The organism is Micromonospora sp. NPDC005172 (assembly GCF_040608555.1).
In the GTDB taxonomy this organism is placed as follows: domain Bacteria; phylum Actinomycetota; class Actinomycetes; order Mycobacteriales; family Micromonosporaceae; genus Micromonospora.
The window spans coordinates 63,452-85,333 of record NZ_JBEXIL010000023.1; the positions used below are offsets into that span (position 1 = coordinate 63,452).

Here is a 21,882-nt window from a genome sequence, read left to right on the forward strand (position 1 = left end):
GGCCCTGAGCCGCTGCTCACCGGCGGTGCCCACCCTGCGGACGCGGACCGGTGGTGCGGGGTGCCGGTGGTCCGCGCCGACGGCGGCGTGGCAGGGTGATCGGGTGACCGAATCCGTACCCGACCCCGAGCTCGCCGGCCCCACCGACCCGGCCGACTGGCTCGCCCTGCCCGACGTCGCCGAGCGGCTCGACGTGTCGATCAGCAAGGTCCACCAGATGATCCGCGACCGGGAGCTGCTGGCGGTCCGCCGCGACGGCATCCGCCGGATCCCCGCCGATTTGGTGGCCAACGCGACAGTTCTGAAGCACCTGCCCGGCGTGCTCAACCTGCTGGCCGACAACGGCTACGACGACGAGGCGGCGCTGCGCTGGCTCTACGAGCGGGACGACACGCTTCCCGGCAACACGCCCGCCGCGGCCCTCTCCGGCGACCAGGCCCGCGAGGTCAAACGCCGCGCCCAGGCCCTGGGCTTCTAGCCCCCCACCCCAGCCCCCGCACCGGCGCGCCCGTGCGTCCCGGCCTCGTCCTGGCCTCGTCCCGGCCTCGTCCCGGCCTCGTCCTGGCCTCGTCCCGGCCCCGTCCTGGCCCCGTTGATCATGAAGTTATTGCCCGCTGCCGCGGCGTGTCGCGGCAATAACTTCATGATCAACGCAGTGAAGGGGGTGGGGGCAGGGGGAGAGGGGGCGGGGGTTAGTCGGCTCGGCGGGTTGCGGCTATGGCCAGGTCTACCAGGGCCTGGCGGGCTTCGGTGTCCAGGTCGACGGCGGACAGGGCGGCCAGGGCGGTGTCGGTGAGCGTCACGATGCGCTGTTCGGTGCGGGTCAGGGCGCCGCTCGCGTGGATCAGCTCGCGCAGGCGGGCTACACCCTGCTCGTCCAGGTCCGGGTTGCCGAGCTGACCGAGCAGCAGCTCCCGGCCCGCGTCGTCGGTGGCCTCCACGGCCGCCGCCACCAGATAGGTGCGCTTGCCCTCGCGCAGGTCGTCCCCGGCGGGCTTGCCGGTCTGCGCCGGGTCGCCGAAGACCCCGAGCACGTCGTCGCGGAGCTGGAACGCCTCGCCCAGCGGCAACCCGTACGCCGAGTAGGTCGTCCGGACGTCCTCGCCGGCGTCGGCCAGCGCGGCGCCGAGCAGCAGCGGGCGCTCGACGGTGTACTTCGCCGACTTGTACCGGGCGACCTTGCTGGCCCGTTCCACCGACGTGTCCCCGGTGACCTGGGTCAGCACGTCGAGGTACTGCCCGACGGTGACCTCGGTGCGCATCTCGTCGAAGACCGGCCGGGCCCGGGCCACGGCCCGCAGGTCCAGGCCGGCGGAGTGCAGCAGCTCGTCGGACCACACCAGGCACAGATCCCCGAGCAGGATCGCGGCCGAGTCGCCGAACCCGTCCGGGTCGCCGCCCCAACCGGCCGCCCGGTGCCGGGTGGCGAACCGCCGGTGCACCGCCGGCTCGCCGCGCCGCGTGTCGGAACGGTCCATCAGGTCGTCGTGGATCAGGGCGCTGGCCTGCACGAACTCCAGTGCCGCGAGAGCGGTGAGAACCTCGTCGCCGTCCACCCCGCCGGCACCCCGGAATCCCCAGTAGGCGAAGGCCGGGCGCAGGCGCTTGCCGCCACCGAGCACGAACGCCTCGATCGCCTCCGCCACCGGGACGAGGGCCTGGTCGACTCGGATCAACCGGGCCCGCTGGCCGGCCAGGAACTCGGTGAGCGCCTCGTCGACCCGCTGCCGCAGGCCGGCGCGGTCGACGGGGGACACAGGAGCAGCGTGGGTCACGCCACGACGCTAGCGGGTCGCCACGGTCCGCGCCCCACCGCCACGCGTAGTCCCGCCGGCCCGGCCCGGGCCTGTCCGCGCACCGGCCGCGCCGTGTCGGCCCGATCCGCCGGCCGCGGGCGGACCGGTCCGCCGGGCGTGCACGGCCGCCTCGGCGAGGACCGCCGCCGGTACGTCCAGCACGACGGCGAGCCAGCCGAGCCAGAAACTGCCGGGTACGCGTCGCTGCCGTTCCCACCGGGACACCTCGTGACGGCTCAGCGTCGGCACGCCTGCGGCGGCGCACAACTCGGCGGCGGCACGCTGCTGGCTCCATCCTCGGGCCCGCCGATGCCGCACGAGCAGCGGCCCGAGCTGGGTGCGGTGCGGCGGTGGGGACGAGGTCACGGGCCCTCCCGGCGGACGTCGACGCGGTGCCACCCCGCCCGCGCGACGGGCCGGGCGCACCTCGGTTGCGTGACCCCCACGCCGGAGCCGGGCCGCCCCCGCCGCCCCTCCCGCGCCCCCCATTCCTACCCCGGGGGTACGACGACTTCTCCGCCGGCACCCAGGGAGGAGGCCGACATGTTCCTGGTCAATGGTCTCGGCTTCGCTGAAAAAGAAAGTCCTCTACCCGATCGGGTAGAGGACTTTCTGTGTTCGGAGTCATTGGTCACGAGCACCCTTGACGGCTTGTTCTCTCCGGAGCGCAGTCAGCTCAGGGCATCGGTCTTGACGACTGCAACGAAGGCTTGCCACTGGTCAGGGCCGAATACCAGCGCTGGCCCGTGCTGGTCCTTGCTGTCCCGGATAGCAACGACTCCCGAGAGGTTGTCAGCGACCTCAATGCATGCCCCGCCGTTGTTGCCGCTCTTCGTGCTCTTGCGCCAATGTGCGCTGGTCAGGTCCATGATGCTGCCGCTTCCCTGATGAGGTTGAGAGACTGCGCTCGGGGGAGCGCTTCGCCAACTATGCGCGACCACCGTCCCTCCAGGGTAGCGACTTCCTCTCGATCGTCGATGATCTGCGCTCTGACCTGCGCGTCGATGTGAGCTGCCCGGGTTCCATCGGGCAGTTCGGCCATGATGAACGGCCCGCCCAGCCCGGGATGCATCGGCGTACCCAGCGGGACGACGTGAACCCGTACGCAGGACAGTTCTGCGCAGGCAAGGATGTGCGCACACTGGGCACGCATCAGGGTGCCGTCGTCCTTGGCGTTGGCTGGCCGGCGAAGGACTGCTTCGTCCATGACGGCCACCAGCAGAGGGGGCCGTGAGCGGTGAAGGATCGACTGACGCTCAATGCGAGCTAAGGCGAATGCATCGACCTCCTCCAGGGTCAGTGACTCCATCTCCAGCGTTGCCCTGGCGTACGCCTCGGTCTGTAACAGCCCCGGAACCCACGCCAGCTCGAACCATCGAAGCCCCAACGCCTCCCGCTCAACGTCGACCCATTGACGGAACCATGAGGGCTCGCGCCTCTTGAGTACGTCCGGCCAAAGGTCCTTTACGTCCTTACCGAGGATGGCCGCTACTCGGGAGCGTGCTACTGGGCGGGGGATGCGTCCGCGGCTCACCCATCGCTGTGCCGTCTTGGGGTCTACACCGGTCTGAGCTGCAAGGCTCTCGGCTGTCTCGCCGGCTTCCGTCATGGCTGCGATGAGTCCGTGGTTCACAGCGCTCTCCTCATTGGACGTCCGTGACGCTCAATGAACATACATTAACGCAGTGTAGGGGTCCTATCGCTATCCGGCACAGTGCAGAAAACGACGATGCGGAGGGGCAGATGCACCGTTGGAAGTGGTTCCAGAGACCAGGCAGACCCGTGGATGTCATCGAGCGGACGAGCTTCCCCGAGCAGACAGGTGCGTACCGCGCCATTGAGGCACCCAAGCGAAGCAAGACGAGACGCCAGGCTGCGAAGCGTCGCAACCAGCAGGCCGGCCGTCATGATGCTTGAGGAGCCTCGACCGGAACCCCCGTTCCTCGTGATCATGGCTAGCTACGTGATCGACTTCCACCACCGCAACGTCTGCTCGAAGTGCACACCGGACGGCTCGTGCCCTCGACTGTGGAGGCCAGTGGACGCCTGAAGAGTTGGCGGGAGAGGAACAGTCGATGAGGCTCAATCCCGGTGACATTCTGCTTCTCACCAGGGAAGCGAGCATCCAGTTCACAAAGCCAATGACGTTCAGGGTGATCGGGGTAGTGACGGACTGGATCACCTATGACGGCTGGGTGTGGGTCGATGGTTATCAGCTGGACAAGAAGGGTGATGCCGTGGAGAGGCGGCGGATCTTCGTCCGGTCGGCGGGCTTGCAGGTCATCACTGCGGCAGTAGGCAACGGAAGGGTCAGGCGTCCACAACGACGATGACTCCGGCCTCGATCCGCTGGCGCAGCTCGTCAGCAACCTGTCGGCAGCGGCGTGGCTGCCGTTTAGGCACGTTCGTCACCGTACTCCCGATTTTCTTGACCCCTCGCTCATCGCTTGCTCACCATGACGCGCGGTCGGTTGGGACCGCTCGACTCGTGCGCACGGTGGGAAGCTTCTGGGTCCCGGTGGCGCCGCCCGCTAGAGTCGGGTCGTGGCGCTCGGTCTTCCCTCGGTACTCCCCAATCCGCAGCCGGCGATCGGGGCGCTCATCCGTGACCGCCAGCCGACGTTCTCGTTCGAGTTCTTCCCGCCCAAGACCGAGGCGGGGGAGCGGTTGCTCTGGCAGGCGATCCGCGAGCTGGAGTCGCTGCGTCCGTCGTTCGTGTCGATCACCTATGGCGCGGGCGGTTCGACCAGGGACACCACCGTGGCGGTGACCGAGCGGATCGCCACCGACACCACCCTGCTGCCGATGGCCCACCTGACCGCCGTCAACCACTCCGTGGCGGAGCTGCGGCACGTCATCGGGCGGCTCGCCGGGGTGGGGGTGCGCAACGTGCTGGCCGTACGCGGCGACCCGCCCGGCAACCCGGGTGGCGAGTGGGTCCGGCATCCCGAGGGCGTCGACTACGCCGAGGACCTGGTCCGGCTGGTCCGTGACTCCGGTGACTTCAGCGTCGGTGTGGCGGCCTTCCCGTACAAGCACCCCCGCTCACCCGACGTGGCCAGCGACACCGCGCAGTTCGTCCGCAAGTGCCGGGCCGGCGCCGAGTTCGCGATCACCCAGATGTTCTTCGAGGCCGACGATTACCTGCGCCTGCGTGACCGGGTGGCCGCCGCCGGCTGCGCCACCCCGATCCTGGCCGGGGTGATGCCGGTGACCCAGATCGGCACCATCGAGCGGTCCGTGCAGCTCTCCGGCGCGCCGTTCCCGCCGGCGCTGGCGGCACGCTTCGAGCAGGTGGCCGACGACCCGGAGGCGGTGCGTCGGCTCGGCATCGAGCAGGCCAGCGAGATGTGCCGCCGGCTGCTGGACGAGGGCGTACCGGGAATCCACTTCATCACCCTCAACCGGTCCACCGCCACCCGGGAGGTCTGGCAGAACCTCAGGGCCGGCGCGCGGGTGTGAACGCGGAGTCGGCGACACCTGATGCCCGGCACGACGGTTGATCCCCAGGTGGGCACACAGCTGAACTGGGACCAGTACGCCACGGCGTGGGCGCGGCTGCACGGCGGGTTCGACCCGCGGGTCGCCGCGCCGGTCGTACGCGCCTGGCTGCGGTTCGCCTACCACGTCGGGTACGTGCTGGGCCGGCTGCGGGTCGGCCCCACCCCGGTCACCGCTGCCGGGGTGCTGCTCTGCTTCTGCGTACCGCTGCTGGCGACCCGGCCGGACGACGGCCCGTTCCTCGGCGCGCTGTTCGTGCTGTTCGCCGCCGTGGCCGACAGCGTGGACGGCGCCGTGGCGGTCGCCACCGGCCGCACCACCCGGCTCGGGTACGTCTACGACTCGCTGGCGGACCGGCTCGGCGAGGTGGCGTGGCTACTGGCGTTCTGGCTGGTCGGCGCGCCGGGCGCGCTCGTCGTCGCGGCCGGCGCGCTGTCCTGGCTGCACGAGTACGTCCGGGCCCGCGCGGTCTCGGCCGGGATGCGGGAGATCGGCGCGGTGACCGTCGGCGAACGTCCCACCCGGGTCTCGGTCGCGCTGGCGGGCCTGGTGGTCGCCGGGCTGGCCGGTCTGATCGAGCCGGACCTGGCCGCCGGCACCATCACCATGGCGACCGCCGTGTGGGTGCTGCTCGCCGGCTTCGGGCTGGGACAACTGCTGTCCACCGTCCGCCGCGCGCTCCTCGACGCGGGCTGAGCGACCCCGCGGGCTGAGCGACCGGGCCGGCTGAGCGACCGGGCCGGCTGAGCGACCGGGCCGGCTGAGCGACCCCGCCGGACTACCAGGCGGGACCGATCTCGTCGGCGACGATCTGCGCGGAGAGGGTCACCATCGGCAGGCCACCGCCGGGGTGGCTGGAGCCGCCCACCAGCCACAGCCCGTGCGCCGGACCCCGGTTGGCCGGGCGGAGCAGACCGCCGGCGGTGCCGTAGATCGTGCCGCCCGGCGCCCCGGTCGCGGCGTCCAGGTCGGCCGGGGTACGGACCTCGCGGAACAGCAGCCGGTCCCGGACGTCCACGCCGCGTTCGGCCAGCACGTCCAGGATGCGGTCGGCGTACGCGTCCGCCAACCCGGGACGTCGCCAGTCGACCGCGCCACCGGCGGTGCCCTGCCGGGCGGCGTTGACCAGCACGAACCACGCCTCGTGCCCGGCCGGGCGGACCATCGGGTCGTCGGCCACGGTGACGAACACCGTCGGGTCGACCGCCGGCCGGGCCCGTACGCCCCGGCCGGGGTCGCCGAAGACGGCGTCGAACTCCGCGTCGTAGTCGCGCGGGAAGAACACGTTGTGGTGGGCCAGTCCGGTGCTGCCGGACACGCCGAGCAGCAGCACGAAACCGGCGAGGCTGCGGTCGGTCAGCGCGGCCAGCCGGCGCGGGTGCGGCAGCAGGTCGCGGTAGACGGTGAGGGCGTCGGTGTTGGCCACCACCACGTCGGCGGGGACCGGCGCGGCGACGCCGGCGAGGCGTACCCCGTGCACCCGTCCGCCGGTCGCGTCGATCCGGGTGACCCTGGTGTCGGTCTGCACGACCACGCCCAGGTCCAGGCAGCGCGTCAACAGCCCGTCGGCGAGCGTGCCCAGCCCGCCGCGCAGGTACCAGCCGCCGAAGGCCAGCTCGGCGTAGGGGACCGCGACCAGCGCCGCCGGCGCTCGGCGTGGGTCGGCGCCGGTGTAGGTGGCGTACCGGTCCAGCAGCATCCGCAGCCGCGGGTCGGACAGGTGGCCGCGGCCCAGGCCGCGCAGGGTGCGGCCCGGAGCGATGGCGGCCAGGTCGCCGATCCGCCAGGCCAGCGACGCGAGGTCGCGGGGGGAGTCGACAGTACGGCGCAGGATGTCCCGCGAGGAGGCCTCCCACACCCGTGCGGCCCGGCGCCACAGCCGTTGCCAGTCGGTCGCCGCCCGGTCACCGAAGGCGGCCCCGATGCGCGCGGCGAACTCCACCGGGTCGGCGCACGAGTCGAGAGTCGGGCCGCCACCGGGAAAGACGTGCCGGACGATCGGGTCCAGCGGGACCAGGTCCAGGTACTCGTCGAGCTTCGCCCCGGTCGCCTCGAACAGGTCGTGGAACACCTCGGGGAGGGTGAGCAGGCTCGGCCCGGTGTCGAAGTGGAACGCCCCGGCGGGGGTGTCGTGCGCGTACCGGCCGAGCTTGCCACCGACCGCGTCGGCGGCCTCGAAGACGGTCACCTGGTGCCCGGTGGCGGCCAGCCGGGCGGCGGTGGCGAGGCCACCCACCCCGGCGCCGACGACCACGATCCGCGCCATGCCGTGCCTCCCTAGCTGACCGGGCGGCCCCGCCAGGTGAGGCGGCGTCGCTTCCGCAGATGGTACGACCGTAGGGTCAACCAACCGAGGACCACGACCGACACGGGGTGTGCGAGCGCGTCGGGCCACCATTGACCCCCGGTCGCGCGGGCGGTGAGCGCCCGCCCGGCCACCCCCAGCAGGTATGCGATGAGCGCAACCATCGACACCCGGGGAGCTGTCCAGGCGAACCCCAGCGCGACCAGCGGCGGAGCGGTGTAGAGCAGCAGCAGCGCCGCCACCACGGCCGCCGCCGCGCTCGGGTGCCCGAACGACGCCCACAGCGACTTCGAGTACCCGTCGCGCAGTTGCGGCCAGTCGTCGTACATCCGGCAGGTCGCCAGCCGGGAGCCGTCGGCCAGGGCGATCCGACCCCCGGCCCGCTTGACCGCCCGGGCCAGCTCGACGTCCTCCAGGACCTTGTCGGCGACCGCGGCGTGCCCGCCGGCTGCGGTGTAGCCGGCCCGGTCCACCACCAGGAACTGCCCGCCCGCCGCGGCCAGTGACGGCCGCGGCGAGCACTCCATCGCCCGCAGCGGCAGGAAGGTCAGCCAGAGCCACTGCAACAACGGCTGGACCAGCCGGTCGGCCGCCGTCGCCACCACGATCCGGGGGTACGGCGACAGCAGCGTCACCCGGGCGGCGCGCAGCTCGGTGACGGCCGCCGCCACGGCGTGCGGGGCGAGCACCACGTCGGCGTCGACGAAGACCAGCGCGGTGGCGTCCGGGTCGGCCCGGGTGGCGAGCTGCCAGCAGGCGTGCGGCTTGCCCAGCCAGCCCGGCGGCGGGGTCACCCCGCTGAGCAGGGTGACCCGGGGGTCGTCGCCGGCCACCGCGCGGACCACGTCGGCGGTGCCGTCGGTGGACCCGTCGTCCAGGACCACGACGCGCAGCCCGGGCACACCCCGCTGGGCGAGCAGGGCACGCAGGCAGGGCGTGACGCGGGTGGCCTCGTCGCGCAGCGGCAGCAGGACGGCCACCGACTCGCCGACCTCGTCCGGTGCGTCGGTGGGCCGGCGCAGCCAGCGGGCGGCGTTGACCCAGGTGTGCGCGGTCAACGCGGCGACGGCGACCAGCAGGGCGTACAGGACGGTCATCGGGTCGCGTCGACGCCGGTACGGTCCGGCTGGTGGTCCTCGCGGCGGGTCTCGCCAGCCCGGCGGGCGCGCAACAGGGCCACCGTCAGCGGCACGGCGGTGACCGCCATGCCGGCCGCGCCCCAGAGCGCCGACGCGGGCAGGTCCAGGAAGACCGCGTGGGCCAGGATGCTGGAGAAGTACGTCCACAGGTAGAGCGCGACCATCGGGTGGTCCCGTCGGTCGGTGTGCTCGACGGCCGGGCCGGCCAGCGGTCGCAGCGCGCTCATCAGCAGCACCGCGAAGAGCAGCCAGCCCAGGTAGTTGCTGACCGGGATGCCCGTCAGGCCGGGCAGCGCGGGGGTGGCGTCGCGCCACACCCAGTAGCCCTCGGCGACCATCTGCGGGTCGAGGAAGAGGTCCCAGGCGGCCAGCCCCAGCGCGGCCAGCGTGATCCTGCCCACCCACCGCCCGACCGTCGTGCCACCACCTGTCGTGCCACCGCCGGTCAGGCGGACCGCGGCCAGCCAGGCCGGCCAGGCCATCCAGGTCCAGGCCAGCGGGATGATCAGCGGTACGCCGGCCAGCTTGGGGCCCAGCTCGCCCGAGTAGTCGTAGCTGCCGAACGGCACACCGGTGGCCACCCCGATCGCCTCGATCGCGAACCCACCGCCGGTGGCCACCGCGACCAGTGCCGCCGCCACCCGAGGGCCCCGGCTGAGCAGCGCGTGGCCGACCGAGAGCAGCCAGCCGAGCACGACGGTGGCCACGGTGAGGCCGGCCCGGGTCGCGCCGGTGGTCAGCGGGTAGCAGATCTGGGCGAACACCAGGACGCCGAGCAGCGTCCAGGAGATCCGCCGGGTCATGACGCCGGGGGCTCGAGCGGCAGATCCCGACCGAGTACGCCGAAGGGCCGCTCGTCGCCGGGGAAGTGGAAGTCGCGCAGCACGTCGACGAAACCGAAGCGCCGGTACAGTCGCCAGGCCCGCGAGGTCTGCTCCTCGGCCTCCGGCGTGGACAGCAGCGTGGTGTCGCCCTCGGCCATCGTGAGCAGCGCCCGCAACTGGCCGGCGCCCAGGCCGTGCCCCTGCGCCGGCGGGCGTACGTGCAGCTCCACCACCTCGAAGCAGTGGGTGAGCCAGCGCTTGCGGGTCGGGCCGTCCAGCGCCCGGTGCACCTGGTCGTGCCACCACTGGCCGGAGCTGCCCAGATAGCCGTACCCGAAGCCGGCGAGGTGACCCTCGCTGGTCAGGCTGGCCACGGCCCGGAAACCGGGTCGGCGGACGTGGGTGGCGATGTAGCCGCGCCGGGCCTCCAGCAGGTCGGTGCGGTATCCCATCGCCTCGCCGTAGACGGCGACCACGTCGTCCAGCCGTCGGACGAGATCGTCCGGCGTCCAGCGCACCAACCTCATGCCCGTCCACCCTTCACTGTCGCCTGGTCGCCGTCGGCGACCCACCCGAGGACCGTCCGGTCGCCGACCACGTCGCGTACCTCGAACCGGGCGAACAGCTCCTCGGCGTACCAGCCCGCGGTGGGGGTTCGCATGATCGCCGCCCGATGCTCCGGGTGACGGTACGCGAACGCCACCAGGTCCGTCGGGTCGCGCCACACACTGACCGTGCCCTGCCATCCCAGCGGGGCCTCACCGACGCCGAAGCGGGCCAGCAACCCGGGCGCGTCGCGCAGGGCGGCGGCCACCGGCGGGATCGCCCGCCAGAAGGTGGCCGCCCGGCGGGCCCGTAACCGGGCGCGGGTCAACGCCAGCACCGGACCGGTCACCCGACCGCCCGGCGGTTCGCCGAACGGTCGCTGACCGGACCACTCGCCCCGGCTGCTCAGCGGGCGCAGGTCGACCCGGGCCTGGGCGTGGGCGATCCGTGCCCAGGCACGCCCGACCGGCGAGTCGTCGAAGCCGGCCGCCGCGGCGGGGGAGTCCCAGACGGTCAGCGCCGCCCATCGGGTCAGGTCGGCGTCCCCCGGCCCGAAGCCGGTGCCGGTCCCGGTGCCCAGCAGCTTGCCGAACCGTACGCCCGGCAGGGCGCGCAGCCGGCGCGGGTCCACCGCCATCCGGGTCAGCGCCCGGGGCAGCGCGTTCCGGGCGGTCCGCCACACGTGCAGGGTGACCAGCTCCGGTACGGCGTCCTGTGCCGCCCGCACGTTCGGGTGTGGCTGCATCCCGTCATTCTTCCCGGTCCGCGTGTGCCGCTTCACCCCGGCACACGTCACAGCGAGTCCTGGCGCGTCACACGTTGCATTTTCGTCGGAGGGGAGGTGTACTGTCAGCAGCAGTTAGAACGAGTGTTCGATTGCCTCGAACGTTCGTTCCAACCAGCCGGAGCGCGGTGTTTCGCGGCACCAGCTCCGGCCCGGTGCGGCTCCGCGGGCCGCACCTGGGTTTCCGGGCAGTCGCGAGCCCGGTCCCATCAGGCAGGAGCGTCGCCCGCCGCCCACGACCCCCGGGCGGCGGGCGACGAACCCGCCGGTACGCCGGCCGGGTGTGGTGTGGGGAAGCATCCACACCCGGCCGGCCACCCCCGGTGCGTCTTCCTCCGCACCACCCGACCTCGGCGTCTCGCCGGCGGCACCACCGCCCCGGCTCACGCCCCGGCCATGTGGAGGAGACAGTCCATGCCGACCAACCCGGCTCAGGCACCGACGGTGCCGGCGCACGTCCTGCCGCACCGCACCCCTGCCCAGCTCCTCACCCTGGCCCGCCGCGGGCTGGTCGAGGCCGGCCAGACCCGACCCGACGGCCTGCGTTACGCGGCCGCCCACCTGGCGGCGCTGCGCGCGGCGGCCGCCCTGCTCGCCGCCCGGGCCCGCCCCGCCCCGAGCCGGCGCAACCGGATCACCAGCGTCTGGGTCCTGCTCTGCGCCGTCGCCCCCGAGCTCGACGAGTGGGCCCGTTTCTTCGCCGCCGGGGCCAGCAAGCGCGCCGCCGCCGAGGCCGGCATTCCCCGTGTGGTCAGCGCCCGGGAGGCCGACGATCTGCTCCGCGCCGCCGAACAGTTCGTCACGGTGGTGGAGACCGCGCTCGGCGTGGCCCACCAACCGGCCCTGGACGGCCTCGCGGCGTGAGACAGCCGTGACGCCGGCCGCCTGGAAGGGAAGCCGGGCGGCTGGCGTCACGGTGCGTCGGTCCTGATCTGTTCCACAGCAACGACGGGGGGTTGGTCCCATGGCGGGCCGCATGGTGGTCGGTTCCGCCGCGCTGGCCGATCTGGTACGCCCGGCGAGCGCACCCGATCCGGTCGGCGGGCACCGCGTGCTGCCGGTAGCGCCCGAACTGACCGGCCTGTTGCCCAACCGGGGCCTACGCCGGGGCAGCACGATCGCGGTCGCCACCGGTCAGCCCCGACGCAGTGGGGGCACCTCGCTGGTGCTCGCCCTGCTGGCCGAGGCGTCCCGGGCCGGTTCGTGGTGTGCGGTGGTCGGAGTGCCGACGTTCGGCGCGGGCGCGGCAGCCGAGCTGGGCATCTCCCTGGACCGGCTGGCCCTGGTGCCGAATCCGGGTCCCGAGTGGGCCACGGTGGTCGCCGCGCTGATCGACGGGGTGGACGTCGTGGTCACCGCCGTACCGGCCGCGGTCTCCGCCTCGGTCGCCACCCGGCTGGCCGCCCGGGCCCGGCAGCGCGGCAGCGTGCTCGTTCCGTACGGCCGCTGGGACGGCGCGGACGTGACGTTGCAGGTGGTCCGCGGGGTCTGGGAAGGGCTCGGCCAGGGCCGGGGGCGGCTGCGTCGCCGGGAGGTCACCGTGTCGGCGCGCGGGCGTGGAGCAGCCGCTCGTCCCAAGGAGATCAAGGTCTGGCTTCCCGGCGCCGAGCTCACCCGCGTCATCCCCCGGACGGTGCGGTCGAGCGTGGACCGACCGTCCGTACCGCTCGCCCTGGTCGGGTCGGGGTGACCGGCTCGCCGACCCGGACCCTGCTGCTGTGGTGCCCGGACTGGCCGGTGCTCGCCGCCGAGATCGTCGACGGGGTTCCGGCCACCGGTCCGGTCGCCGTGCTGCACGCCAACCGGGTGATCGCCTGCTCCGAGCGGGCCCGCGCCGACGGCGTACGCCGAGGGTTGCGCAAGCGGGAGGCGCAGGGCCGTTGCCCGCAGCTCACCGTCGTGGAATACGACCCGGCCCGGGACGCCCGGGCGTTCGAGCCGGTGGTCGCCGCGCTGGAGGAACTGGTCGCCGGCGTCGAGGTGGTCCGTCCGGGGGCCTGTGCGGTTGCTGCCCGGGGCCCGAGTCGCTATCTCGGCGGCGAGGAGGCGGCCGCCGAACGACTCATCGAGCACGTCGCCCAGTCGTGTCTGGTGGAGAGCCAGGTGGGCATCGCCGACGGGGTGTTCGCCGCGGGGCTGGCCGCCCGCGCCGGCCAGGTGGTGCCGCCGGATGGGACGCCGGCGTTCCTGGCCGGGATGCCGGTCGAGGCGCTCGGTCGGTCCGCGCTGGCTGACCTGCTGCGCCGGCTGGGGGTGCGGACCCTCGGTCAGTTCGCCGCGCTACCGGCCGGCGACGTGCTGGCCCGATTCGGGTTCGACGGCGCGCTGGCCCACCGCCTCGCCGCCGGCCGGGACCACCGGCCGCTCGCCGTCCGGCAGCCGCCGGCGGACCTGACGGTGACCTCCGGGTACGACGAGCCGATCGACCGGGTCGACGCGGCGGCGTTCGCCGCCCGGGCCCTGGCCGAGCAGTTGCACGACCGGCTCGCCGGGCACGGGCTGGCCTGCACCCGGCTCGGCATCGAGGCGGTCACCGAGCACGGGCAGGAACTGCACCGGGTGTGGCGGCACGACGGTCTGCTCACCGCCGCCGCCATCGCCGACCGGGTGCGCTGGCAGCTCGACGGCTGGCTCTCCGGCAGCAACGGCCGCGCCGGTGCCCGACCGGCCCGCCCGACGGCCGGCATCATCCGACTGCGGCTGATCCCGGACGGGGTGATCGCCCAGGGTGGCCTGCAGACCGGTCTCTGGGGGGAGACCGGCGAGGAACGGGAACGGGCGCACCGGGCATTGAGCCGGGTACAGGGCATCCTCGGTCCGGAAGCGGTGGTCACGGCGGTACTCGGTGGTGGACGTTCCCCGGCCGACCAGGTGCGACTCGTGCCGTGGGGCGACGAGCGGCTCCCCGGCCGCCCCGACGTTCCGCCGTGGCCGGGTCGGCTGCCGCCGCCCGCGCCGGCCGTGGTGCTGCCCAGCCCACTCGCCGCGACCGTGCACGACGCCGACGGCGAGCCGGTGGTGATCAGCGCGCGGTTGGCGGTGAGCGCCGCCCCGGCGCGGCTGGTGGTCGGCGTCGGCCGGCCGGCGGAGATCGTGGGTTGGGCCGGGCCATGGCCGGTGGACGAGCGCTGGTGGGCGCCGACCGAGGCCCGCCGCCGAGCCCGGTTCCAGGTCAGCCTCGCCGACGGTGCCGCTCTGCTGCTCGCCGTGGAGGCCGGGCAGTGGCTGGTGGAGGCGATCTATGACTGAGCCGGGCCGGTCCATGACCGGCGTCGGTGGGACCGGCGTCGGTGGGGGAGCGGATGTCCCGATGAGCGTGATGACTCAGAGGCATCAAGATGCCTGTGAGTCATCACGCTCATCGCACCCATCGCCGCCGGCGGTGCGGTCGCTGTCGTGCTCGGTCAGCGCGGCCGGAGCGGTTGGATGAGCTTCCACAACCCGAAGATGCCCTGGTCGGAGCTGGAACGCGTGCTCTCCGGTCGGGCCGGCGGCACCCGAGCTGACGGCAGTCGAGGAGGCAGAGGCGAGCGGCACCTGCACGTGGTCGACCCGCTCGCCGTGGACGCCGACGGCGGTGACTCCCCGGCCTGGAGCCGCCACCGCGAGCGGTACCAGCCGCCGGAGCTGGCCCGCCCCGACGGCGTGGTGCCCTACGCGGAGCTGCACGCGCACACCAACTTCAGCTTCCTCGACGGTGCCAGCCACCCGGAGGAGCTGGCCGAGGAGGCGGCCCGGCTGGGGCTCACCGCGCTCGCCGTCACCGACCACGACGGCTTCTACGGGGTGGTCCGCTTCGCCGAGGCGGCCCGCACGTTGGGTCTGCCGACCATCTTCGGCGCGGAGCTGTCCCTCGGACTGCCCGGCCCGCAGAACGGCGAACCCGACCCGCACGGCGCGCACCTGCTGGTGCTGGCGCACGGCCACGAGGGGTACGCCCGGCTGGCCACCACCATCGCCCGCGCCCAGCTACGCGGCGGGGAGAAGGGCCGCCCGGTCTACGGGGACCTGGAGGAGGTCGCCGCCGAGCTGCGTGACCACGTGCTGGTGCTGACCGGCTGCCGCAAGGGGCACGTGCCGGGTGCGCTGCTCACCGAGGGAGTGGACGCGGCGGCCCGCGAGCTGGACCGGCTGACCGCGCTCTTCGGCGCGGAGACGGTGGCCGTGGAGCTGACCGATCACGGGCATCCCGTCGACGCCGACCGCAACGACGCGCTCGCCGAGCTGGCCGCCGCCGCTGGGCTACCGACGGTGGCCAGCAACAACGTGCACTACGCCAGCCCCGGCCGGCGTCGGCTGGCGACCACTGTCGCCGCGGTACGGGCCCGGCGCAGCCTGGACGAGATCGACGGCTGGTTGCCCGCCGCGGCCACCGCCCACCTGCGCAGCGGCGCGGAGATGGCGGCCCGGTTCGCCGCGTACCCGGGTGCGGTGGCGCGGGCTGCCGAGTTCGGCGCCGAGCTGGCCTTCGACCTGCAACTGGTCGCGCCGCAGCTACCGGCGTACCCGGTGCCGCCGGGGCACACCGAGATGAGCTGGCTGCGCAAGCTGACCGCCGACGGGGCGCGGGAGCGCTACGGGCCGCCGCAGGCGCACCCGACGGCGTACGCGCAACTCGAGCACGAGCTCAACATGATCGAGGAGCTGGGCTTCCCCGGCTATTTCCTGGTGGTCTACGACATCGTCACGTTCTGCCGCGAGCAGGACATCTACTGCCAGGGTCGGGGATCGGCGGCCAACTCGGCGGTCTGCTACGCGCTGCGGATCACCAACGTGGACGCCGTCCGGCACCGGCTGCTCTTCGAGCGGTTCCTCGCTCCGGAGCGGGACGGCCCTCCGGACATCGACGTGGACATCGAGTCCGACCGGCGGGAGGAGGTGATCCAGCACGTCTACACCCGGTACGGCCGGGAGCACGCCGCGCAGGTCGCCAACGTCATCTCCTACCGGCCCCGTTCGGCGGTGCGGGACGTGGCCAAGGCGTTCGGCTTCTCACCCGGTCAGCAGGACGCGTGGAGCAAACAGATCGACAGGTGGGGTTCGGTCGCCACGGTCGACGTCGAGGGCATCCCGGAGCAGGTGGTGGAGTACGCCAACGAGCTGCAGACGTTCCCCCGGCACCTGGGCATCCACTCCGGCGGGATGGTGATCTGCGACCGGCCGGTGATCGAGGTCTGCCCGGTGGAGTGGGGGCGGATGCCCGGGCGCAGCGTCCTGCAGTGGGACAAGGACGACTGCGCCGCCGTGGGCCTGGTGAAGTTCGACCTGCTCGGCCTCGGCATGCTCTCCGCGCTGCACTACGGCTACGACATGATCGGCATGAGTCTGGACCTCGGCGACATGACGCTGGACGACCCGGAGGTCTACGACATGCTCTGCCGGGCGGACTCGGTCGGGGTGTTCCAGGTGGAGAGCCGCGCCCAGATGGCCACCCTGCCCCGGCTCAAGCCCCGCGAGTTCTACGACCTGGTGGTCGAGGTGGCATTGATCCGTCCCGGCCCGATCCAGGGCGGTTCGGTGCACCCCTTCATCCGGCGTAAGAACGGCCAGGAGCCGGTGACCTTCGCGCACCCGTTGATGCGCAACGCGCTGGAGAAGACCCTGGGCGTGCCGCTGTTCCAGGAGCAGTTGATGCAGCTCGCCATCGACCTGGCCGGTTTCGACGCGGCCGAGGCCGACCAGCTGCGCCGGGCGATGGGCGCCAAACGGTCGATCGAGCGGATGACCCGCATCGCCGACCGGCTCTACGCCGGGATGGCAGAGCGGGGCATCACCGGCGAGTTGGCCGACGACGTCTACCGCAAGCTCACCGCGTTCGCCAGCTACGGCTTTCCGGAGAGCCACGCGATGAGCTTCGCCTACCTGGTGTACGCCAGCTCCTGGCTCAAGCGCTACCACCCGGCGCCGTTCCTGGCGGCGCTGCTCAACGCCCAGCCGATGGGCTTCTACTCACCGCAGACCCTCGTCGACGACGCCCGCCGGCACGGGGTGGAGGTCCGCCGCCCGGACATCAACGCCAGCGGAGCCCTGGCGGTGCTGGAGTCCACCCCGGACACCCGATGGGGCAGCGAACCGGGGGAGCCGCCGCACGCCTGGGGGTTGGGCGGTCCGGCCGTCCGGCTGGGGCTGTCCAGCGTACGTACCCTCGGATCTGACGTGGCCGAGCGGATCGAGGCCGAGCGGACGGCCGGCGGGGCGTACCGCGACATGCCCGATCTGGCCCGGCGGGTCGGCCTCACCGCGGCGCAGCTGGAGGCGCTGGCCACCGCGGACGCCTTCGCCTGTTTCGGGTTGACCCGGCGGGAGGCGCTGTGGGCCGCCGGCGCGGCGGCCCAGGACCGACCGGGCCGGCTGCCCGGCACGGTGACCGGCGCGGCGGCGCCCGTGCTGCCCGGCATGGAGGCCGTGGATCGGTTGGTCGCCGACGTGTGGGCCACCGGGTTGTCGCCGGAGAGCCATCCGGCCCGGTTCATCCGGGGACAGCTCGACGTGCTTGGCGCGGTGCCGATCGCCCGACTCGGGCGGGTGGAACCGGGCCAGCGGATCAGGGTCGGCGGCATCGTCACGCACCGGCAGCGTCCGGCGACGGCCGGCGGGGTGACCTTCCTCAACCTGGAGGACGAGACCGGGATGCTGAATGTCACCTGCTCACCGGGGCTGTGGCAGCGCTACCGGCGGGTGGCCCGGACGAGCGCCGCGCTGGTGGTCCGGGGGCGACTGCAACGGCACGAGGGGGTGACCAACCTGGTCGCCGACCGGCTGGACGCGATCGAGCCGCCGGTCCGCCCCGCCTCCCGTGACTTCCGCTGATCCAGTGATTCACATTACGGTTTCTGGCGCCCGGGAGCGGGAGACTCGTCCTGAGCGGGCAGAGCGGCCCGTGATCCGTGAGGGGGACTGACAAGTGATGGGAAATCACGCGTACACCGGCGGTGGAATCGCCAACGCCCGACGGACCCGGCTGGGTACCGGCTGGATGCCGTCGCACCTCACCGACCCCCGCGAGTACGAGGTGACGAACGGTCCGGTGGCCAACGAGCGTCGATCCCGGGCTGAGGACGCGGTCGAGGGCACCGAGTCCTGACCACTAGGCTCGACCGGGTGGAGCAGACCCGAGGCCGGTTCGCCGCGCCGCCGCTGACCCCCCGGACCGCCGTGATCTGGTCGGTGCTGCGCGCCGAGCTGGACCGGCGCGGCGCCGCCGAGCTGACCGTCCTGGACGTCGGCGGCGGCACCGGCGGTTTCGCCGTCCCGCTGGCCCGGGCCGGGCACCGCGTCACCGTCGTCGACGCGAGCCCCGACGCGCTGGCCGCGCTCACCCGCCGGGCCGCCGAGGCCGGCGTCGCCGACCGGATCGTCGCCGTGCAGGGCGACGGCGACGCTCTCGCGGGGCTGGTCGAGCCGGCCGGCGTCGATCTGGTTCTCTGCCACGCCGTCCTGGAGGTCGTCGACGACCCGACGCCGGTGGTCGCCGCGCTGGCCACCGCACTGCGCCCGGGCGGCGCGGCGAGTGTCCTGGTGGCGGGTCGGGCCGCCGCCGTGCTGGGCCGCGCCATGAACGGGCACCTGGACGTCGCGGCCACGCTGGCCGCTGACCCGGCCGGCAGCGCCGGGCCGCGCGACACCCTGCGCCGCCGCTACGACGCCGCCACGGCCGGCGCGCTGCTCACCGCCGCCGGGCTGGAGGTCGAGGACATCCACGGTGTACGCGTGCTGGCCGACCTGCTGCCCGCCGCGGTGTCCGACGGACAGCCCGCAGCCCTGGTCGAGCTGGAACTGGCCCTAGCCGCCCAACCCCCCTACCGGGACCTGGCCGCCCAACTGCACCTGTTCGCCCGCCGACCGGCATGACCGGGCCGGTTCCGCCCGCCGACGGGCATCCGCCGGGTGGGGGTGGCCCGGCGGTCGACGTCGCCCCGCCGCTGACGATCCTCGCACCGGACCAGGCCGGCGGACGGCTCGCCGACGTGCTGCCCAGCGCGCTCGCCGTGCTCGGCGTGCCCGACTCGCCCGACCCGCTCGGGCTGGCGTCCGCCCTGGCCGGGGTACGCCGGATCGCCGTCCTGCTCGTCGACGGGCTCGGCTGGTACCAGGTGCCGACCGCCGCCCCGTACGCGCCGACCCTCGCCGGGTTGGCCGCGACAGTGGGTCGGCCGATCATCGCCGGGTTTCCGTCCACCACACCGACGAGCCTCGTGACGCTGGGCACCGGCGTCGCCCCCGGCGCGCACGGAGTGCTCGGCTTCACCGTGCGCGTGCCCGGCACCGACCGGGTCCTCACCCACACCGACTGGGCCGCCGACCCGCCACCGCTGCGCTGGCAACCGGTGCCCACCCAGCTCCAACGGGCCCGCGCCGCCGGCGTGACGACGACAGTGGTGAGCCGGCCGGAGTTCGGCGGCAGCGGGTTGACCCTGGCCGCCAACCGGGGCGGTGACTTCCGGGGCGCCGCCGGGGCCGACGAGGTGGCCGCCACCATGTTGGCCGCGCTGTCGGCCGGCGACGGGCCGACCCTGGTCTCCGGTTACCACGCCGACCTCGACCGGCACGGGCACCTCAGCGGGGTCGACTCGGGTCCGTGGCGAAGCGCCGCCGCCGAGGTGGACATGCTCCTCGCCCGGTTGGTCGACGGGCTGCCGTCGGACGCGGCGCTGCTGGTGACCGCCGACCACGGGCAACTCGACATCCCCGTGGCGCACCGCTTCGACCTGGACACCGATCCACGGCTGCGCGACGGGGTCCAGGTGGTGGCCGGCGAGGCCCGGGTGCGCTACCTGCACGCCCGGCCGGGCGCGGTCGACGACGTGGTGGCGGCCTGGTCGGCGGTGCTCGGTGACGCCGCCCGGGTGCGTACCCGTGGCGAGATGGTGGACACCGGCTGGTTCGGGCCGGTGCCCGAGGAACACCTGGGCCGGATCGGCGACGTGGTGGTGACCTGCAACGACACGTACGCCGTCATGGCCAGCCGCACCGAGCGGCCGATGGCGTCGAAGCTGGTGGCGTACCACGGCGCGGACACCGCCGCCGAGCTGACCGTGCCGCTGCTGGTCGTGCGGGGCTGACCGGCGCGCGGTCCGGCCCCTCGGCCGGTGGTGCTGTCGTACCCCCGGGTTAACCTGCCGGGATGGGTCGCAGCCAATCGTTGCCCCGGGGCGACGATCCGCGCTTCGGGCCGGACGCCGACGACTCCGCCAGCGGAATCCTGCACGTCGACATGGACGCCTTCTTCGCCTCGGTGGAGGTGCGCGCCCGACCCGAGCTGCGCGGCCGGGCGGTCGTGGTGGGCGGCGTCGGCCCGCGCGGGGTGGTCAGCTCGGCCAGCTACGAGGCCCGCCGCTACGGCGTACGCAGCGCCATGCCGACCTCCCGGGCCCGGGCCCTCTGCCCACACGCCGTCTACCTCCCGCCGAACTTCGCCGCGTACTCGGCCGCGTCCCGGGCCGTCATGCAGATCTTCCGGGACGTCACCCCGCTGGTCGAGCCGCTCTCCCTCGACGAGGCGTTCCTCGACGTGACCGGCGCGCGGAAGCTGTTCGGTTCGCCGGCCACCATCGCCCGGCTGATCCGCCAGCGGGTCGCCGACGAGCAGCGGCTGACGTGTTCCGTCGGGGTGGCGCCGAGCAAGTTCGTGGCCAAGCTCGGCTCCACCCGGGCCAAGCCCGACGGGCTGCTGGTCGTACCCGCCGGGCAGGTCCTCGACTTCCTGCACCCGCTTCCGGTGGACGCGTTGTGGGGGGTGGGGGAGCGGGCCGCCGAGACGCTGCGCCGGCTCGGACTGGCCACCGTCGGGGATCTCGCCGAGGCCCCGGTCAGCATGCTGCGCAAGGCGGTGGGCGCGGCGTCCGCGACACACCTGCACGAGCTGGCGTCCGGGCGCGACCCGCGCCGGGTCAGCCCCGAACACGTCGAGAAGTCGATCGGCGCCGAGGTCACCTTCGACGCCGACGTGGCCGACCCGGTGGAGATCCGCCGCGCCCTGCTCGCGCTCAGTGCCAAGGTCGGCGTCCGACTGCGCGGCGCGGGCCAGGTCGGTCGTACCGTCACCCTGAAGGTACGGCTGGCCGACTTCCGCACCGTCAACCGCTCGCGCACCCTCGGCGTACCCACCGACACGGCGCGCGAGATGTTCGACACGGTCTGGGCTCTCTACACCGCGCTGGACCCGGGTGAGCGGATCCGCCTCGTCGGTGTCCGGGTGGAGGGGCTCACCCCGGCGCAGGGCGCGCCCCGACAGCTCACCCTCGGCGCGCCCGAGCGCGGATGGCGGGAGGCGGAAGCTGCCGCGGACGCCGCTGCTGCCCGATTCGGGCGGTCCGTCATAGGTCCGGCCAGTCTGTTAGGCGACCGTGACGCCCATCGAAAGGAAAATCCACCCCACCCGTAGGTCGTCCCGCTTTCCGACGCGCGACCCCCCTCGTAGACTTGCGGGTAAGCAGCCGGTTGGCTGCCACGGTCTGTCGGCCCGAGTGGGCCCGACCAACGTGACCGGGGAGGAGTGCCGTGCCGCTCTCGGAGCACGAGCAGCGGCTGTTCGAGCAGATCGAGCGGTCGCTTGCCGAGGACCCCAAATTCGCCTCGGCCGTGCGCGCCAGCGATCCGCGCTTCCACGCGCGGCGTCGCCTGCTCGTCGCTGCCGGCGTGATCATCGCTGGCTTGGCTCTACTGGTCTACGGCGCGGTGATCAAGACTCCACCGCTGGCGGTGGCGGGCTTCGTCGTCATGCTGGCGTCAGCCGCGTTCGCGGTGCAGTCGCACCGGCGGGCGCAGTCACCCGACCTGCACGTGGTGGGTGGCACGACGAGTCGTCGTTCCCGCGGTGGCCGTCCCGGTCGCCGCCGGTCGATTCTGGACCGGATGGAAGACCGGTGGCGGCAGCGCCCGGAGGGGCACCGCTGAGCCCGTCCCGCCGCTGAGGCGGGCCGTACACCGCGACGAGCGGGTCGCCGGGAAGAGCCCCGGCGACCACCGACGTATCCGCGCGCCCAAC

22 protein-coding genes are annotated in these 21,882 nt (G+C 73.5%); 13 read left to right on the forward strand and 9 right to left on the reverse strand.

Translation table 11 applies throughout. From position 1 onward, the window contains the following. Positions 1 to 103 precede the first annotated feature (103 nt). Entirely contained in the window at positions 104 to 478 is a 375-nt protein-coding gene (locus ABZV06_RS17790; RefSeq protein WP_355236987.1) for an Rv2175c family DNA-binding protein, read from the forward strand. A 214-nt stretch (positions 479 to 692) separates the two neighbouring features. Here ABZV06_RS17790 and ABZV06_RS17795 read toward each other — a convergent pair whose 3' ends face one another. The 4 genes from ABZV06_RS17795 to ABZV06_RS17810 form a co-directional block, all read right to left on the reverse strand. Continuing rightward, on the reverse strand, positions 693 to 1,775 hold the full coding sequence (locus ABZV06_RS17795; RefSeq protein ID WP_355236562.1) for a polyprenyl synthetase family protein: 1,083 nt from the start codon (positions 1,773 to 1,775) through the stop codon (positions 693 to 695). Between the two features lie 9 nt (positions 1,776 to 1,784). Then, positions 1,785 to 2,162 carry a helix-turn-helix domain-containing protein gene (locus ABZV06_RS17800; protein ID WP_355622609.1) on the reverse strand — a complete coding sequence of 126 codons (378 nt, stop codon included), beginning with the start codon at positions 2,160 to 2,162 and terminating at the stop codon, positions 1,785 to 1,787. Between the two features lie 305 nt (positions 2,163 to 2,467). Then, positions 2,468 to 2,665 carry a DUF397 domain-containing protein gene (locus ABZV06_RS17805; RefSeq protein WP_355622612.1) on the reverse strand — a complete coding sequence of 66 codons (198 nt, stop codon included), beginning with the start codon at positions 2,663 to 2,665 and terminating at the stop codon, positions 2,468 to 2,470. Continuing rightward, positions 2,656 to 3,429 carry a DUF5753 domain-containing protein gene (locus tag ABZV06_RS17810; protein WP_355622615.1) on the reverse strand — a complete coding sequence of 258 codons (774 nt, stop codon included), beginning with the start codon at positions 3,427 to 3,429 and terminating at the stop codon, positions 2,656 to 2,658. The genes ABZV06_RS17805 and ABZV06_RS17810 overlap by 10 nt, the downstream gene beginning before the upstream one ends. Positions 3,430 to 3,871: 442 nt before the next feature. Between ABZV06_RS17810 and ABZV06_RS17815 the strand changes: the two genes are divergently transcribed. The 3 genes from ABZV06_RS17815 to ABZV06_RS17825 all read left to right on the forward strand — a co-directional run bounded on the left by ABZV06_RS17815 (position 3,872) and on the right by ABZV06_RS17825 (position 5,993). After that, a complete protein-coding gene (locus ABZV06_RS17815) occupies positions 3,872 to 4,129 on the forward strand; it encodes a hypothetical protein (RefSeq protein WP_355622618.1) in 258 nt (85 codons plus the stop codon). 211 nt (positions 4,130 to 4,340) lie between these two features. Continuing rightward, complete coding sequence (metF, locus tag ABZV06_RS17820; RefSeq protein ID WP_355236571.1) at positions 4,341 to 5,258, forward strand: methylenetetrahydrofolate reductase [NAD(P)H]; 918 nt, start codon at positions 4,341 to 4,343, stop codon at positions 5,256 to 5,258. A gap of 21 nt (positions 5,259 to 5,279) precedes the next feature. Then, positions 5,280 to 5,993: a CDP-alcohol phosphatidyltransferase family protein gene (locus tag ABZV06_RS17825; RefSeq protein ID WP_355236574.1), complete on the forward strand. Its 714-nt coding sequence runs from the start codon at positions 5,280 to 5,282 to the stop codon at positions 5,991 to 5,993. Positions 5,994 to 6,075: 82 nt separating this feature from the next. On the opposite strand, the gene crtI is transcribed toward ABZV06_RS17825, so the two are convergent. From crtI to ABZV06_RS17850, 5 genes are read right to left on the reverse strand one after another with little or no spacing between them, the layout of a single operon-like run. Next, entirely contained in the window at positions 6,076 to 7,563 is a 1,488-nt protein-coding gene (crtI, locus tag ABZV06_RS17830; protein ID WP_355622621.1) for a phytoene desaturase family protein, read from the reverse strand. 11 nt (positions 7,564 to 7,574) lie between these two features. After that, on the reverse strand, positions 7,575 to 8,699 hold the full coding sequence (locus tag ABZV06_RS17835) for a glycosyltransferase family 2 protein (protein WP_355622624.1): 1,125 nt from the start codon (positions 8,697 to 8,699) through the stop codon (positions 7,575 to 7,577). Next, entirely contained in the window at positions 8,696 to 9,544 is an 849-nt protein-coding gene (locus ABZV06_RS17840) for a carotenoid biosynthesis protein (protein WP_355622627.1), read from the reverse strand. Before ABZV06_RS17840 ends, ABZV06_RS17835 begins: the two co-directional genes overlap by 4 nt. Then, positions 9,541 to 10,092, reverse strand: coding sequence for a GNAT family N-acetyltransferase (locus tag ABZV06_RS17845; RefSeq protein WP_355236586.1), 552 nt, complete (start codon positions 10,090 to 10,092; stop codon positions 9,541 to 9,543). Before ABZV06_RS17845 ends, ABZV06_RS17840 begins: the two co-directional genes overlap by 4 nt. After that, the gene (locus ABZV06_RS17850; RefSeq protein ID WP_355622630.1) at positions 10,089 to 10,856 is read right to left on the reverse strand and encodes a monooxygenase; all 768 of its coding nucleotides are present in this window, start codon (positions 10,854 to 10,856) and stop codon (positions 10,089 to 10,091) included. Before ABZV06_RS17850 ends, ABZV06_RS17845 begins: the two co-directional genes overlap by 4 nt. Positions 10,857 to 11,309: 453 nt before the next feature. Between ABZV06_RS17850 and ABZV06_RS17855 the strand changes: the two genes are divergently transcribed. The 9 genes from ABZV06_RS17855 (at position 11,310) to ABZV06_RS17895 (ending at position 21,791) form a co-directional block, all read left to right on the forward strand. Beyond that, positions 11,310 to 11,759, forward strand: coding sequence for an SAV_6107 family HEPN domain-containing protein (locus ABZV06_RS17855; protein ID WP_234589090.1), 450 nt, complete (start codon positions 11,310 to 11,312; stop codon positions 11,757 to 11,759). A gap of 100 nt (positions 11,760 to 11,859) precedes the next feature. Next, positions 11,860 to 12,585, forward strand: a complete 726-nt coding sequence (locus tag ABZV06_RS17860; protein WP_355236593.1) for a hypothetical protein — start codon at positions 11,860 to 11,862, stop codon at positions 12,583 to 12,585. Further along, positions 12,582 to 14,144 carry a DNA polymerase Y family protein gene (locus ABZV06_RS17865; RefSeq protein ID WP_355622632.1) on the forward strand — a complete coding sequence of 521 codons (1,563 nt, stop codon included), beginning with the start codon at positions 12,582 to 12,584 and terminating at the stop codon, positions 14,142 to 14,144. Before ABZV06_RS17860 ends, ABZV06_RS17865 begins: the two co-directional genes overlap by 4 nt. 177 nt (positions 14,145 to 14,321) lie before the next feature. After that, positions 14,322 to 17,705, forward strand: a complete 3,384-nt coding sequence (locus tag ABZV06_RS17870) for an error-prone DNA polymerase (RefSeq protein ID WP_355622634.1) — start codon at positions 14,322 to 14,324, stop codon at positions 17,703 to 17,705. 94 nt (positions 17,706 to 17,799) lie between these two features. Continuing rightward, entirely contained in the window at positions 17,800 to 17,979 is a 180-nt protein-coding gene (locus ABZV06_RS17875; protein ID WP_355236602.1) for a hypothetical protein, read from the forward strand. Beyond that, positions 17,976 to 18,746: a methyltransferase domain-containing protein gene (locus ABZV06_RS17880; protein ID WP_355236990.1), complete on the forward strand. Its 771-nt coding sequence runs from the start codon at positions 17,976 to 17,978 to the stop codon at positions 18,744 to 18,746. The genes ABZV06_RS17875 and ABZV06_RS17880 overlap by 4 nt, the downstream gene beginning before the upstream one ends. After that, a complete protein-coding gene (locus ABZV06_RS17885) occupies positions 18,743 to 19,957 on the forward strand; it encodes a nucleotide pyrophosphatase/phosphodiesterase family protein (RefSeq protein ID WP_355236605.1) in 1,215 nt (404 codons plus the stop codon). The genes ABZV06_RS17880 and ABZV06_RS17885 overlap by 4 nt, the downstream gene beginning before the upstream one ends. Positions 19,958 to 20,019: 62 nt before the next feature. Next, positions 20,020 to 21,279, forward strand: a complete 1,260-nt coding sequence (locus ABZV06_RS17890) for a DNA polymerase IV (RefSeq protein WP_355236607.1) — start codon at positions 20,020 to 20,022, stop codon at positions 21,277 to 21,279. A gap of 116 nt (positions 21,280 to 21,395) precedes the next feature. Then, the gene (locus tag ABZV06_RS17895; protein ID WP_355236609.1) at positions 21,396 to 21,791 is read left to right on the forward strand and encodes a DUF3040 domain-containing protein; all 396 of its coding nucleotides are present in this window, start codon (positions 21,396 to 21,398) and stop codon (positions 21,789 to 21,791) included. Positions 21,792 to 21,882 lie beyond the last annotated feature (91 nt).